Raw genomic sequence first — 13732 nt, 5'->3', positions numbered from 1 at the left:
CAACAAGGTCTTGAAGGGATATGAACCGAGGGCCCAAATCGTGATGAGTTCACATTCACTAAAACTCCACTTTTACAACGGCTTACAGCTCCGTCGCATCAGCAAAGCCCCCAATCTGAGGCCGGATGCCGTTAGCTCGGAATTGACTTCGCGATGTACTTTGTTGTGATGGGAGACTTCCACGCATCGGATTGCGTCCATAGATGAAACAGGTCTCACCGGACGTTGGACGATCCTCTTCTGGTGACTTAACACCCGTCATCATGGTTCGCTTCAGCTAGCTCTCATACCTTCGCGGTCGAATAAGTGGACCTTGGTGACATCGGGCAACAACTTCAGCACATCGCCCGGTCGGGCTTCGATCCGCTCACGGAAAATGCCGACAATCTGCTCATCGCCAAGGCGAAAGATGACCTGCGTTTCGGATCCGGTGGGCTCGACAACGACGACTTCGGCAGGCAAGCCGTTCGGATCAAGGGCGATGTTTTCAGGCCGTATCCCGTAGACAGCAGCTTCGCGTTTATCCGCAAGGGGAAGCTCGTGATCGCCCGAGATGCGGAAGCCGCTGTCGGTGACCGTGCCGCGGATGAAGTTCATCGATGGCGAACCGAGGAAGCCGGCAACGAACATGTTGGCCGGATGGTCATAGAGCTCCAGCGGCGCGCCCACCTGTTCAATTTGGCCATCCTTCATCACGACGATCTTGTCGGCCATGGTCATCGCCTCGATCTGATCGTGGGTGACATAGATGATCGTCGTTTTCATCCGCTGATGAAGCTCCTTGATCTCGGCGCGCACCTGCACGCGCAGCTTGGCGTCGAGATTGGAAAGCGGTTCATCGAAGAGAAAGACCTGCGGATCGCGCACGATCGCGCGACCCATCGCGACGCGCTGCCGCTGTCCGCCGGACAATTCGCGCGGACGGCGTTCAAGAAGCGCGCCAAGGCCGAGAATATCTGCGGCCTGACGGACCTTTGCATCGATTTCCGCCTTGGGAACGCGCTTCATCTTCAGCGCGAAGGACATGTTTTCCGCAACCGTCATGTGCGGATAGAGGGCATAGTTCTGGAACACCATGGCGATATCGCGATCCTTAGGCGCGAGATCGTTCACAACCCGATCGGCGATCCGGATCTCGCCAGAGGATATGTCTTCCAGTCCCGCGATCATGCGCAGAAGTGTCGACTTTCCGCAACCGGACGGTCCGACGAGGATGACGAACTCCCCGTCCTCGATCTCGACGGAAACCTGTTTCAGCGCCTCGTAGGCGCCGTAAAATTTACCAACTGTGTCGATGTTCATTTCAGCCATTTAAATCTCCCCGGGCTGTCCGGCTATTTGCCTGCAAGCGCGCCGCCGACGCCGCCGATGCTGAAGAAACGATTGAGAAATGCGAAAACCAGAACCGGCGGCAGCAGCATGATGACGGCACAGGCCATCACCGGGCCCCAGTCGGTCTGGTTCTGCTGGAAGAAGGTCTGAAGTCCGATCGGCAGAGTGAAGTTGGAATCAGACCGGAGAAAGACCAGCGCGATCAGGTAGTCATTCCAGGCCAGAAGGAAGCTGTAGATCGCCGTGGACAGGATTCCAGGCAGCGAATTGCGCAGCACGATGCGCACGAAGGCGCTCAACACCGAGCAGCCGTCGATCCAGGCTGCCTCCTCAAGCTCCTTCGGTATCGTGTCGAAATAGGCCGACATCATCCAGCAGGCGACCGAAACCGACGTCGCCACGTAGATGATCGCCACGCCGGCAAGCGTGTCCACGAGATGAACAGCGGCGAACATGACGAAAAGCGGAATGACGAAAACCACAACCGGGAAAGACTGGATGACGAAGATACTCATCGCGTAGATCGAGACGATCCCCCCCTTGGCCCGGGAAAGAACATAGCCTGCAGGCGCAGCGACAAGCAGCGACGCCACCGTGGCGAACAGGGCGACCGAAAGACTGTTGACCGTCCAGGTCAATACGTTGGTATTGACGAGAATATACCGGAAATTGTCGAGCGTCGGACCAACGATGTCCGAATAGAGCCGCGGGCGCAGCGACAACCAGAACACCGCCAGGATCGGCGTAAGAAGGATGGCCGTGATCACCATGGCGAACAGAAGCCGGATCAGCCCCATCATGGCGCGCTGCCGCGCCTTTTTGGAAACAGGAGGGACAACACTCATGAAACGCTCGACTTTCTGATGAGATTGAACAGGCAGAGCGAGAGAACAGCCAGCACCGTGGTGATGACAAAAGTAATGGCGATGCCATAACCCGGCTGGAAATCCTGGAAGACGGTGCGATAGGCCATCACCACCAACGAGCTCGTGGCGTTGACCGGCCCGCCGCCCGTCAACAGGAAGATCGTCGGAAAGTCATTCACGGAGAACATCGTCATAAGGATCCAGCTGATATAGGTGGACCGCGCCGTCATGGGCAGGATCATGTGGACCAGCAGGTTCCACGAACCGGCGCCGTCAACCCGAGCTGCCTCGATCGCGCTCTGGTCAACCGTTTCAAGCGCGCCTGCGGCCATCATCATCATGAAGGGATAGCTGATCCATATTTTGAACACGCAGACTGTGATCACTGCCATGGTCGGATCGGCCAGGAACATAACCGGCCCGAAGCCGAGAGCCTCTGCCAGTTGCGGCATGATGCTGTTCCGGGTGGCAACCAGCCAGTTCCAGCCCATCGCTGTCACGACGATCGGCACGATCCATGGCAGCAACAGCAACACCCGGAAAATGGCGCTTCCTGGAAAACGGGTTTTCAAAAACAGAGCTAGCCCAAAACCGACGACCCAACTGCCGAACACGCCGCATATGGCGAACAGAACGGTGAAGCGCAGTGACTTCCAGAAAAGCGGGTCCCGGAAAACACGAATGTAGTTTTCGGCGCCAACGAAATCGCCGAGCTTCAGAAGGCCCCCGTCGTGAACGGACTGCACCGCCGCGACGACAACCGGATAACCGTTGACCAGCGCCATCAGCAGGATCGATGGCAGGGCGAGCCCTGCCATCGTCAGCCGGCGGCGGCGTGCGGTGGACGTGTCTTGAAACAACATTGACATTGCGCTGTCGCCATATCCTGTCTTGTCAGTTCATGATTTTCTCTAGCTGCCCCTGCAGATCCTCAAGCAGCTTGCGGGAATCCGACTTACCCTCAACGATGCGCTGGGCAAAAGTTGCCGTCGCGTTTCCGCCGTCGACGGCATTGAGCGCGCCGAACGCTTCATTGGATTGGGCCGCGATGGTCTTGCCGTGTGGCTGCCACTCGTTGATTGCAAGGACAAGCTTCGGATTGTTCTGAATGACAGGGAGGTCGGCGATACTTCTCTTGACCGGGAGATCGGTGATCACGCCGGTTTCCCAATAGGCCTTGATATTGTCGAGGTAGTACTCGAGGAAGGCTTCCGAGGAATCCTGCGAGGGGGTCGTATCGAACATCATCAGGGGATTGAGGTAGTAGACCGTTCCCTTCTCCCCATGCGGCCCGAGAATCGGATTTGCGAGCTGGAGATCATCCCGCTCGTTTTCCGGAACGATCCGGTCCATGCCAGTCTGCCCGAAGCCCATGGCGATATGTCCGTTAATCCAGTCGGTTTCAACATTGTCGCTGCTGTAGCTGATCGCGTAGGGATCGATGATTTTCTTGGCAACGCACTCCTTCAGAAAATCAAGGGTCTCGATATTGCGGTCGTTGACGCAGTCAAGCGAACCGTCCTCAGCGAAAAAACCGCCGCCATTGTTGATCATCAAAGCGGAAATCGTGTGCTTTGCGTCGGTGGTCGTCGAACTGGCCGCAAGGCCAAGCCCCACAGCACCGATCTTCGCCAGCTTCTCGCCGGCGGCAATGTAGCTGTCCCAATCCGTCGGCACGTCGGCTCCGGCCTTTTCGAGCAACGACCGGCGATACCACAGCACTCTCAGATCCATCGTCCAGGGCATGGCGGCAATGCCGTCATGCGTCGTCATTGCATCAAGCACCCCGGGGAGAAAATCGTTCTTGCCCGCGGCATCCAGCTTCGAGACCAGATTGTCGGCGGGGATCATGACCCCCTGTTCCATGAAATAGAACGGCAGAAAGGCCGCGCCGGAACTCACGGCCGGAGTCGTGCGCGAGGCGGCGGCCGAGGTGAAGGTCTGATACCAGTTTGCCCAGGGAATCGATTGATAGCTGACTTCGCCAAGTCCGGCTGCGGGCTCATAGGCAAGCGCGACTTTCCGAGCAGCATCGGTGTAGCCGGACGCGCCCCAGACCATGTCCCAGAATGTGATTTCCTCCGCGCCGAAGGCCAGGGATGGCAGTCCGGCGGCGCCGATCGCGGCCGCGCTGCCAGCCAGAAAGGTACGGCGTTTCATTCGCATAAAGTCGTTCATGTTCTCCTCCTCATTGAACGAGCGCTCTCAACAATGCTGCGCCGCCGGGATCAATCCGGGAACGCAGCGATAATCTCGGCAAACAGCCGAAGATCCTCGGCAGCATCCTCAAGCGAGGTCTCCACGGCCGAACCGCTTTCGATCGCCTGATGGAATGCCTGCCATTGACTGGTATAAGGATCGCGATAGGTCGGACGACCGATCACGGTATCGAGTGTCTCTCCGACAGTGCTCTTTGTCGTCAGCGTCGTCGGGAGATGGCGGATGAAGGGCGTGTCATAATCGAGCCTGTGCCGCTTGTCGCCAGCGAAGATTTCGATGTAGGCGTCGAAATCACCGACCTTGTCCACTCCCATCTCGAATGTCGCGGCGAAGTTACCGTAATCGAGAAGCGCACTGACGAAAACGCCTCCGCTTTTCTGGGTGGCCCCCGCCACTCTTTTCGGGCTGCCCACCAGACCGCGCAGCGCCGACAGGTCATGGGAGCCCAGCCCGCAAAGCATCCGGTAGGCCGAGACATGGGCGCTGCCGACGGAACCCAGCGCTTCAGCCACTTGTGCTGCCGCCCTCGCCTTGCGTTCATCCAGTTGGACCTGCGTGAGATCGTTTGCCGAAACAACCTTTTCGGTCTGATCGAGGAAGTAGCTGTTTGGACCGATGATATCCCGCACTGCGATATGGCGTATGTCATCGCGGGCCGGCATATTCGTCAGCAGTGAGCGGTAGGCTCCGGCGTAGCGGCGCATGTAGCCCACCATCGCGATGCGACCAGAGGCGTCCCGGGCAGCTTTGATGCGATCCAGGTCGGAAAGCGTCAGGCAGACGGGCTTTTCGATCAGCACATGGCAACCGGCGGTGAGCGCATCGACAGCGCAATCGGCGTGATATTCATCACTGTTGACCACAGCAACGACATCGAGATTTTCATTGCCGAGCATGGTCTGATGATCGGTATAACGACGCGCTCCGGGGAACCGCGCGCCGACAATCTCGACCAGGTTCGGCGAAATATCGCAAAGTGCAGTGATTTCGAAATGGTCGCCCAGTTCCTTGAGGACCGGGAGATGAACCACCTGGGCGACCATTCCGAGGCCGATAATTCCAACTTTCTGCTTTGTCACGCTAGCATTCCATTATCTGCTGATTTGTACTAGGCGCCGGAGCGCAGCATGCGGGCCAGATAGGCATGGCTGTTTGCGGCGAATGCGAAAGGATCGGCGGGGTTGTCATGCTCGACGACCATGTAATCGGCTCCGAAGCGACGCGCCTGCTTCCACAGTTTCGGCCAGCCGAGGATTCCCGTCCCGACATCGCACCACCCGTCCTCGTCGGCTTTTTCCCCTTCGGGCGCCTGATCCTTGACATGGGCGGCATTGAGGATGGAGGCGTAGCGTTCCATGAAGGCGACCGGATCAGCTCCTCCGCGGAAGATCCAGGCAATATCGGCCTGCCACGAGAGCGGCGTTCCCTTGGCGCCGGCGAAGAGGTTCGCCAACGCCGTTTCTCCGTTGTCCAGTACCTCGAATTCCCAGAAATGGTTGTGGTAGCCGAGCGTGATGCCGTTTGCGGCCAAACGCGTCGCCACCTCGCCGAGTTCGCGACCGAGCGAACGCCAATGATCCGCATTGCCAACGCGCTCGGCCTCCGAAAAGGCGGGCATATAAAGCCGTGTCATGCCGACCTGGCCGCAGGCGTCCACTGTTTCGCTGAGCCGGGTGCGCAGATCGGCCATGCCGATATGCCCGCTCGGGGCCGACAGATTGTTTTCGGCAAGGCCCGCTTTCAGGCGCTCGATATCATGAAGATGAGCGCCGATCGGCTCCACGAGCCGATATCCGGCGCGGGCAGCCGCTGCAAGCTGCGCTTCCAGGTCGCCGAGATGACGCAAACTCCACAGCTGGAGTGAAAGAATTGTTTCGAAATCGGCTTCCTGGCCGGAACCCATGGCATCAACGCTGGCCATAAATACAACCCCTGGTTGCCATGCGGACACACCTCCGCATGCGCCGTCTCAACAAAAACGGCGAGAAAATCAAACCTTGTGCGCAAAGCCGCGCCTATATGGAAATCTTGTGGATTTCCTCCTTCCAAACGGCGACCTCCTCGTCGCCGGATCACCAATCCCCTGTTTCGAGGGTTTGCGCAATCGATTGCGCTGTTGTAAATGCGCAATCGATTGCGCGCAAGTCGAAAATCACAAAAATCGACAGGTATTTTTGTTGCCAACGGGAATTCGATAAGGCAGTAGAAGGAAATACCCCCTTGTTTTGAGGGGAAAACGGACGGTTTCGGATCAGCTCCGGCCCCACGACAGGAAGAGCATTGGCCCGTCAGCACGACACATCGCGTAACAGCTTGCAGAAGCATCAACCGCGCCGCTCGCCCACGATTGCCGACATCGCTAAACTGGCCGGTGTCTCACCTTCGACCGTCAGCCGCTCGCTCGCCGGCAATGAACGGATCGGCAAGGAAACGAGAAGGCGCATCGCCGACGTGGCGCGAGATCTGGGTTACTCGGTTAACCGGCACGCACGCTCGCTAAGGATGCAACGAAGCGGCATTCTTCTGGTCCTCATTCCGGAGATTGCCAATCTCAACAGCTCAGACCTTTTGATGCAGATAGACAGAATCGCCCATGAGCGCGGTTACGACATTCGGATCGGTCACACCAGCGTGGACGCCGGCAGGGTGGATCGGCAGGCCGAGGAGCTCTTTACGGGCGGCATCGACGGCATCGTGCTAACATCCGACTACTGCCCGACCAGCATTTCCCAGCGTCTGGCCGCTGGCGAAGTGCTTCCGGTGGTTCGAACGCTCAGCCCGACGGGGCCGGACGAGCGCATTGTGGGCGTTCAGATCGATGAGGAGGCAGCAGCCTTCGACGCGGTGAGCCATCTCGTTAAACGCGGTTACCGCCGGATCGCCCATCTTGCGGGTTCTCCCGGAGTTCTGGTTTCCCGCTTACGTATCGACGGCTGGCGACGCGCCCTTGCGGAAGCGGGTTTGCCGCTATCCGATGAGATCATCGGAGAAGGATTTTCCGTGGATGACGGGCGGCGCGCAGCCAAAGCCCTGTTAGCCGGAGACGATTATCCCGATGCCGTATTCTGCGCGAACGACCTGTCTGCCTACGGGCTGATGTCCGAGCTTCAGGCCAACGGGGTCAAAATTCCGCAAGACATTGCAGTGGCGGGTTTCGACGACCTCAGCTTTTCCAGTCTGTTTTCGCCGCCCCTGACCACGGTCCGCCTGCCCAGACGCGAAATGGCGGAAGCTTCCGTGCGATACCTCGTTGACCTGATCGACGGAAAGGCAACGCCGTCGCCGGACTATATTCCGCATCAGCTCATCATCCGCAAAAGCTCCGGAGACCGAAAATGAAACACGAGAAGCTTAACTGTTGACCGGGAACGGCCTTGGCGTGGTCTGATACTCTCTTGAGAAAATGGGCTTGTCGCTTCATGCTTGAAAGTAGCGCCGCACTAGAGCCCTTCAGGCTCTCGAATTGGACGAGGGACGAAAGGGGTACAGGTCAGGGGCCACAAACTGTCAGGCGGTTTCCGAATGACCAGATTGGCAAAGCGGACATTGACCTACATTGCGTGCGGCGGCACTCACGGCCCACAGTGGACCTTCTTGTCATCCGCAGCCAACGACCGCAAGGAGCGATACCCGGTGTATTCGTTCGAGGCCGCAAAGCCAGAGCGGAGAGATGGGTAAAAGGGCAGTTTTCTCCGCCCTCACCCTTTGTTTCTTATACTGATTATTCGGCAAGGCTGGCCCGAACGGCTTCAAGGCCGGGCTTGCCATCGACGGTTTGGACGCCATCAAGCCAGCTTTCGAGAGTTTCCGGGTGCTCCTGCAGCCAAGTCCGTGCGGCATCTTCAGGATTGGCGTCATTGTCGAGAATTTCGCTCATGACAACGCTGAGGCCCTCTATGGTGAAGCGCAACTGCTTAAAGAAGCGGGTGGCGTTCGGGCATTGTTCGACATAGCCGGGGCGCAGCCCCGTCCAGACCTTCGCGCTACCGTAATTTGGACCGAAATAATCGTCTCCACCGCCCAGATATTCCATGTCGAAGCGTGTATTCATCGGATGCGGTGACCATCCGACAAATACGATGGGCTCGTTTCTCCTTACTGCACGCTCCACGGCGGACAGCATCGCGCTCTCGCTTGATTCCACCAGATTGAACCTGTCGAAACCGAATGCGCCCTCTTCCTGCATCTGGACGATGACGTTGTTGCTATCGTTGCCGGGTTCCAGCCCGTAAATGTTTCCGTCAAGTTCGTCGTGGAAATTCTCGATGTCGGCGAAGTTCTGCAAGCCGGCTTCATAGGTGTATTGCGGAACGGCGAGCGCGTACTGGGCTCCGACGAGATTGTACCCGACATTCAGGATTGCACCGGACTCGATGTACGGATTCAGGGTTGCGTCGGAGTTCGGCGTCCAGCTTGCAAGAAAGACGTCGACATTACCGGCTTGCATGCCCTCCAAAAGCACACCGAGCGACAGAAAGTCGATTTCTGGCTCATAGCCAAGGCCCTTCAGAACATTCGTGACAAACCCATTCTGGGCCGCGTTGTCGGTCCATCCGCCGTCGGCGATCGTGATGTTCGTGCAGACATCGGGGACCTGCGCGGCGGCGATCTGAGGCAGCAGGAAGGCTGCTGCGGACATACCTAATAGTTTGATCTTCATGGTGTACTCCTTCATCGGTTGGCGAGATAGTCGAGACGGATCTTGCCGTGCAGCTCCGCGAGGTCGCCGCGGTGATAGAAGCCTCGCCCAAGAGCGACGGGGTTCAGTGGAGCGAGGTCTGTTTTGGCGGTGCTGCGAAATTCCACGTGACCGAGCCCGGACATCTGGGTCGACTCTCCAACCTCCTCCGAGCAATACTCGACGAGTTGCTTGATCGCAGGGCCCGGGCCGTCGGCGCGCGGAATAATCTTCAGGTTCAAGTTCGGCGTGATGTCGGGAAGCTCACCCGGAGTGGCCAGAGCATCCCAGGTCGTGGACAATCGCATCAGGATCGCGCCCTCCTTGACGACCTCACAAACACGAACGTTTTCATGATCGGAAAAGCTGATCTCGGCGAACTCCTTCGCGACGCCCCAGCGCTCGCGGCCGGCGCAGATGGCGGTCACGTTGTTCAGGAAGAGGTGCGAATTGTACCAGACGGGCTCACCGTCGAGCGTGCACTTGAGATGGATGCCCGCTTCGTTGAATGGCCCGTATGACGACATTGGGATCTTCAGCGCGATACCGATCGCGGCGCCGCTGGGATCGGCGACAAGCGGCTTGGGAAGGTGGGCGGCGGCCACTTCAGGATCGACTGTCATCTCGACGAACTGGGTCTCGATGCCGCGGTAGAAGGTGGGGATCGCGGGATAGGTTTGACGGTGGGAAGGCAGGACATCGCCTTCGTTCACCTCCAGGCTGCGGGAACTACCGGTCGTTCGGTCCTTCATGAGAATTGTCCTCTCTTTTCTTGTTTGAATGGGTCATGCGCCGAAGCTCCGCGACCACATCCTCCCGCTCCTCATCGCTGAGGATGGGGATCGAGAGGATCTCGTTGATCCAGAGACCGTCGGCGGCAAGACGGACGATGTGGGCGATGACGGGCGGGATGCCGCTATTGTTGAGTGCGGCGCGCCAGTCCGGCTGGCGGTCGCTGAGCGGCTTGAGGAGCGCCTTGTCATTGGCAACGGCTGCCATCACCGCGACCGACAAGCGGCTATAGGAGCCGACAGCGGCATCTTCCTTGGTGAGGCAGGCCTCGAGGAAGCCGCGCGGCCAGGCGCCCGGAGCGGTATCTGGATCGTCGGGCCGGGGAAGCCTGTTTTCGGTCACCTCGACGAACGCTTCGACCATCGCCGAGAGCAGATCCTCTTTCGACTTGAAGTGGTAGAGAAGTCCGCCCTTGCTGACGCCGGCCTCCTTGGCGACCGCCTCCAAAGTCAGGGACTGGATCCCCTTGTTCGTGGCCACTCGGGCCGCGGCCTGCAGAAGTTCTCTCTTGGTGTTTCGTGCCAATGGTCGTTTCCTTTTGTGGGTTTTACTAAACCGTCTGGACGGTACAGTCAATGTTCTAATGGCGCTTTGCCGTCAGTCTGAAATACTCTTGGAAAGATTTGATTGGCGGCTCGAGGAGAACGTACCCTATCCGCTCTTGGCGACTATCGCGAAAGAAATCGGCGTCACCGCGCGTGAAGCAGAGGCGGATCACGGACCTGCCAACGGCGGCGCAAAAACCAGCCACTAGGCGGAGCCAAAATCAGCCACTTTGGCCTGCTTCGCCACATTTTTTGAAGGGTTTCAGCCAGCCACTCGAGCACGGCTTTTGGTGAGACGGTAGCTGCAACCGTTCCCTTCGAGAATGTTGACGCTGTTGAGCAGAACGCTGGTCAGTCGCTCCGAACCCAGGATTTCCGACCGTTCGTCAAAGAGCAGATCAGTGGTGATCAGGATGGTATCCCTCGCCCCACGGGCCATCGGATTGGTGTTTGGCCCGGAGCTAGAACAAAACCTCAATCGCGGACTGCTGATCTATGACAACAATTTTATCGCGATGATCGCCAGCAACTGGATTGCGATGGTGATATTCGCCATCGTCGCAGTTCTGATTCTGTGGCAGATCGCGGCGCCGCTATTGCGCCGCCGCGATGAAAGCGCTTCGTGATGGACGCGCACGATAAAGATCAGATGCCGGAAGCCTGATAGCGATCTCGTAGGCCTGCCTGGTTTTATATAGGAACAGCAACAGCGCCGTGGTTTTCGCCGTTAGACGGCGCTATCGAGGCTTTTCAGGACCTCCGCGCTGTCATGCTCCGGCAGGTCGCCGATATCGGCCTGCCTGGCGTCGAGTTTGGCAAGCATCGTCTTGAAGACGTCGCCATAGGCGGGGTCGTTTGCGACGTTGAAGAGCTCCATCGGGTCGTTGTCGCAGTCGAACAGTTCCCATTCCGGCGGCGCATCGTTTTCGCGCGCGCCATCCTGGCCCAGCGCCTTGTTGTACCAGTAGATCAGCTTGTAGCGCTGATCGCGCACGCCGTAATGCGCCCAGGCTTCGTGAATCTCGTCATTATGCATCCAGTAGCGGTGATAGGCGAGTTGATCCCAGCCTTCGGGCGTCTCGCCGCGCAGCATCGCGCGCATCGAGGTGCCCTGCATGTAGCTTGGCACTTCCACACCCGCCCAGTCGAGGAAGGTCGGGGCGAAGTCGACATTGCAGGCGATATCGCGTGAGGTGCGGCCGGCCGCGATCTCCGCCGGATAGCGGCACAGGAACGGCATCTGGTAGCTTTCCTCATACATGAAGCGCTTGTCAAACCAGCCATGCTCGCCGAGGAAGAAGCCTTGGTCGGAGGTGTAGATCACCACCGTGTTCTCGGCGAGGCCCAGCGCATCGAGCTTATCCAGCATCCGCCCGACGCCGTCGTCGATCGCCTGGACGGTGCGCAGATAGCGCGACATATAGCGCTGGTATTTGAATTCGGCGAAGGCCTTGGGGTCGTCGAAGGTGAAGGTCTTGCCGGTCTCCGCGCAGATCACGGAGATGGTCTCGCCGTTCTTCAGTTCGGGGATCTTGCGCGCCGGCCAGCCCTCGACCATCAGCTCGCCGGCGATTTCGGCGCCGCCCTCCGGCTGGACGAGGCCGAGATCCTCATAAAGCATGTCGGACTTGATGCGCATTTTCGCGGCCGCGGCCGCTGCGGCGCGGTTCTCATAGGTGTCCTCGAAGGTCGGCGGCAGCGGAATGCTGCCCGGTTCGTGGATATCCCTGTAGCGCGGATGATACTGCCAGTTGCGGTGCGGCGCCTTGTGGTGGCACATCAGGAAGAAGGGCTCGTCCTTGTGGCGCTCGATGAAATCGACGGACATGTCGGTGATGATGTCGGTTGCATAGCCCGGCACCCGCCGGTAGCCATCGGCGAAATGAAAGCCCGGATCCCAGTAATCGCCCTGCCCCGGCACGACCGCCCACTCGTCAAAACCGGTCGGCTCGTGGGCCGGGCCTTCACCGAGATGCCATTTGCCGAAGATCGCGGTCGCGTATCCGCCGGCCTTCAAGGCCTTGGCAACATTGGGCAGACGGTTGTCGATATGGGTCGAAAGCGTCGTCACGCCGTTCACATGGTTATGCGTTCCCGTCAGGATCGCCGCGCGCGACGGGGTGCAGATCGAGTTGGTCACATAGGTCGCATCGCTCCGTACGCCTTCATTGGCCAGCCGGTCGAGGTTCGGCGTGTTGTTGATGCCGGCGCCATAGGCCGAAATGGCCCGCGAGGCATGGTCGTCGGACATGATGAAGATGATGTTGGGGCGGGTCATTTCGGCTCCTGATGCATGAAGTCACGGGGCGGCGGCACTGGCCGCCCCGTGGTAAGTCTTATTCGGCGTAAAGCTTGCCCAGATAGAATTCCGATGCCGGCAGCGGGTTCTCGATCTTGCCGAAATCGGCATAGAGCCCGGCAAGCGTATCGAACCAGTTGTCAACCTTGCCGTCGCGGGTCAGCTGCTCCAGTTCCTCGCTCGACGGCAGCTTTGCGAGCTTGGATTCCGCCAGCAGCGGCTCGGCCGGCACGTTCAGGAACGAGGCGGTGATTTCAACCGACCTTTCCGGGTTCTCGCGGCGGAAGTCGATCGCTTCCTTGATAACCGCATCCACCTTCTTGATAACCTCGGCATCGCCGGCCTTGGCATCGCTGACGATGAAGCTCGACGGGAACGCGATATCGGGGAAGAAGTCCTCGTTGGAGCTCAGCTCCTTGAGGTCCGGAACGCGCTTCTTGATGACGTCGACGAAGGGGTACCAGATACCGGCCGCATCCACCTGCCCCGACGCAAAGGCCGTCACGACGGTCGAGGGATCCATCGGGATCACGTCGATATCGTCGAGCGTCATGCCCGCCTTTTCGAGTGCCAGACGCAGCAGCATGTCGCCGGATGTTCCTTCCGGCACGCCGACCTTCTTGCCCTTCAGATCGGCAATGCTGTCGATGCCCGGCTGGGCGATCACGCGGTCGGTATAACCGAGCGCGTTGACAGCGATGACCTTGGCCTGGCCGCTGGCCGGCAGCCAGAGCGCGCCGGGACCGATATAGGCGAAATCGAGCGAGCCGGCATTGAGCGCCTGCACCTGGATCGGGCCATTGGTGAAGACCTTGAGGTCTGCCTCAAGGCCGTGCTTGGCCCAGAGATCCTCTTCGGTGGCGATGGCCGCAACGCTCGTTCCGAAATAGTCGGCGATATAGCCCATCCGGATCTTGTCGAGTTCCTCGGCGCTGGCCGGGCCGGACAGGGCAGCCGCGGCAACCGCGGCCATGAGTACCAGTTTCTTCAGCATGATTTT

At 59.0% G+C, this 13732-nt stretch carries 15 protein-coding genes; 4 read left to right on the top strand and 11 right to left on the bottom strand.

Features of this window, described 5'->3' with window-relative positions; all coding sequences use genetic code 11:
* Positions 1–273 precede the first annotated feature (273 nt).
* From V6767_RS03790 to V6767_RS03765, 6 genes are read right to left on the bottom strand one after another with little or no spacing between them, the layout of a single operon-like run.
* Positions 274–1311 carry an ABC transporter ATP-binding protein gene (locus V6767_RS03790; protein ID WP_448472214.1) on the bottom strand — a complete coding sequence of 346 codons (1038 nt, stop codon included), beginning with the start codon at positions 1309–1311 and terminating at the stop codon, positions 274–276.
* A 23-nt stretch (positions 1312–1334) separates the two neighbouring features.
* A complete protein-coding gene (locus V6767_RS03785) occupies positions 1335–2177 on the bottom strand; it encodes a carbohydrate ABC transporter permease (protein WP_448472213.1) in 843 nt (280 codons plus the stop codon).
* Entirely contained in the window at positions 2174–3067 is an 894-nt protein-coding gene (locus V6767_RS03780; protein ID WP_448472212.1) for a carbohydrate ABC transporter permease, read from the bottom strand. The genes V6767_RS03785 and V6767_RS03780 overlap by 4 nt, the downstream gene beginning before the upstream one ends.
* Positions 3068–3092: 25 nt before the next feature.
* The gene (locus tag V6767_RS03775) at positions 3093–4376 is read right to left on the bottom strand and encodes an ABC transporter substrate-binding protein (RefSeq protein WP_448472211.1); all 1284 of its coding nucleotides are present in this window, start codon (positions 4374–4376) and stop codon (positions 3093–3095) included.
* 50 nt (positions 4377–4426) lie between these two features.
* Complete coding sequence (locus tag V6767_RS03770) at positions 4427–5497, bottom strand: Gfo/Idh/MocA family oxidoreductase (RefSeq protein ID WP_448472210.1); 1071 nt, start codon at positions 5495–5497, stop codon at positions 4427–4429.
* A 29-nt stretch (positions 5498–5526) separates the two neighbouring features.
* A complete protein-coding gene (locus V6767_RS03765; protein ID WP_448472209.1) occupies positions 5527–6339 on the bottom strand; it encodes a sugar phosphate isomerase/epimerase family protein in 813 nt (270 codons plus the stop codon).
* A 38-nt stretch (positions 6340–6377) separates the two neighbouring features.
* Between V6767_RS03765 and V6767_RS03760 the strand changes: the two genes are divergently transcribed.
* The gene (locus V6767_RS03760; protein ID WP_448472208.1) at positions 6378–6647 is read left to right on the top strand and encodes a hypothetical protein; all 270 of its coding nucleotides are present in this window, start codon (positions 6378–6380) and stop codon (positions 6645–6647) included.
* 51 nt (positions 6648–6698) lie between these two features.
* A complete protein-coding gene (locus tag V6767_RS03755) occupies positions 6699–7757 on the top strand; it encodes a LacI family DNA-binding transcriptional regulator (RefSeq protein WP_448472207.1) in 1059 nt (352 codons plus the stop codon).
* A gap of 382 nt (positions 7758–8139) precedes the next feature.
* Here V6767_RS03755 and choX read toward each other — a convergent pair whose 3' ends face one another.
* Genes choX through V6767_RS03740 form a run of 3 tightly spaced genes read right to left on the bottom strand, consistent with a single transcriptional unit; the run spans position 8140 to position 10413 of the window.
* Positions 8140–9078, bottom strand: a complete 939-nt coding sequence (choX, locus tag V6767_RS03750) for a choline ABC transporter substrate-binding protein (protein WP_448472206.1) — start codon at positions 9076–9078, stop codon at positions 8140–8142.
* Positions 9079–9089: 11 nt separating this feature from the next.
* A complete protein-coding gene (locus V6767_RS03745) occupies positions 9090–9848 on the bottom strand; it encodes an acetoacetate decarboxylase family protein (RefSeq protein WP_448472205.1) in 759 nt (252 codons plus the stop codon).
* The gene (locus V6767_RS03740; protein WP_448472204.1) at positions 9826–10413 is read right to left on the bottom strand and encodes a TetR/AcrR family transcriptional regulator; all 588 of its coding nucleotides are present in this window, start codon (positions 10411–10413) and stop codon (positions 9826–9828) included. Before V6767_RS03740 ends, V6767_RS03745 begins: the two co-directional genes overlap by 23 nt.
* Between V6767_RS03740 and V6767_RS03735 the strand changes: the two genes are divergently transcribed.
* On the top strand, positions 10397–10642 hold the full coding sequence (locus V6767_RS03735; RefSeq protein WP_448472379.1) for a hypothetical protein: 246 nt from the start codon (positions 10397–10399) through the stop codon (positions 10640–10642). The two genes, V6767_RS03740 and V6767_RS03735, sit on opposite strands and share 17 nt — an antisense overlap.
* 204 nt (positions 10643–10846) lie before the next feature.
* The gene (locus V6767_RS03730; RefSeq protein WP_448472203.1) at positions 10847–11059 is read left to right on the top strand and encodes a hypothetical protein; all 213 of its coding nucleotides are present in this window, start codon (positions 10847–10849) and stop codon (positions 11057–11059) included.
* Positions 11060–11160: 101 nt separating this feature from the next.
* Here V6767_RS03730 and V6767_RS03725 read toward each other — a convergent pair whose 3' ends face one another.
* Positions 11161–12711: a sulfatase family protein gene (locus V6767_RS03725; protein WP_448472202.1), complete on the bottom strand. Its 1551-nt coding sequence runs from the start codon at positions 12709–12711 to the stop codon at positions 11161–11163.
* Between the two features lie 58 nt (positions 12712–12769).
* The gene (locus V6767_RS03720; RefSeq protein WP_448472201.1) at positions 12770–13726 is read right to left on the bottom strand and encodes an aliphatic sulfonate ABC transporter substrate-binding protein; all 957 of its coding nucleotides are present in this window, start codon (positions 13724–13726) and stop codon (positions 12770–12772) included.
* Positions 13727–13732: the final 6 nt, after the last annotated feature.

The sequence above is a fragment of the Martelella sp. FLE1502 genome, assembly GCF_053484255.1.
The sequence above is the reverse complement of the archived record's forward strand: the minus strand, read 5'-3'. Positions and strand labels throughout refer to the sequence as shown.

Bases quoted from the DNA above. Each gene is read 5' to 3' on its own strand.
- V6767_RS03790 (WP_448472214.1), bottom strand. From the start codon at position 1,311: ATGGCTGAAATGAACATCGACACAGTTGGTAAATTTTACGGCGCCTAC.
- V6767_RS03785 (WP_448472213.1), bottom strand. From the start codon at position 2,177: ATGAGTGTTGTCCCTCCTGTTTCCAAAAAGGCGCGGCAGCGCGCCATG.
- V6767_RS03780 (WP_448472212.1), bottom strand. From the start codon at position 3,067: ATGTCAATGTTGTTTCAAGACACGTCCACCGCACGCCGCCGCCGGCTG.
- V6767_RS03775 (WP_448472211.1), bottom strand. From the start codon at position 4,376: ATGAACGACTTTATGCGAATGAAACGCCGTACCTTTCTGGCTGGCAGC.
- V6767_RS03765 (WP_448472209.1), bottom strand. From the start codon at position 6,339: ATGGCCAGCGTTGATGCCATGGGTTCCGGCCAGGAAGCCGATTTCGAA.
- V6767_RS03760 (WP_448472208.1), top strand. From the start codon at position 6,378: ATGCGCCGTCTCAACAAAAACGGCGAGAAAATCAAACCTTGTGCGCAA.
- choX (WP_448472206.1), bottom strand. From the start codon at position 9,078: ATGAAGATCAAACTATTAGGTATGTCCGCAGCAGCCTTCCTGCTGCCT.
- V6767_RS03745 (WP_448472205.1), bottom strand. From the start codon at position 9,848: ATGAAGGACCGAACGACCGGTAGTTCCCGCAGCCTGGAGGTGAACGAA.
- V6767_RS03730 (WP_448472203.1), top strand. From the start codon at position 10,847: ATGGTATCCCTCGCCCCACGGGCCATCGGATTGGTGTTTGGCCCGGAG.
- V6767_RS03725 (WP_448472202.1), bottom strand. From the start codon at position 12,711: ATGACCCGCCCCAACATCATCTTCATCATGTCCGACGACCATGCCTCG.
- V6767_RS03720 (WP_448472201.1), bottom strand. From the start codon at position 13,726: ATGCTGAAGAAACTGGTACTCATGGCCGCGGTTGCCGCGGCTGCCCTG.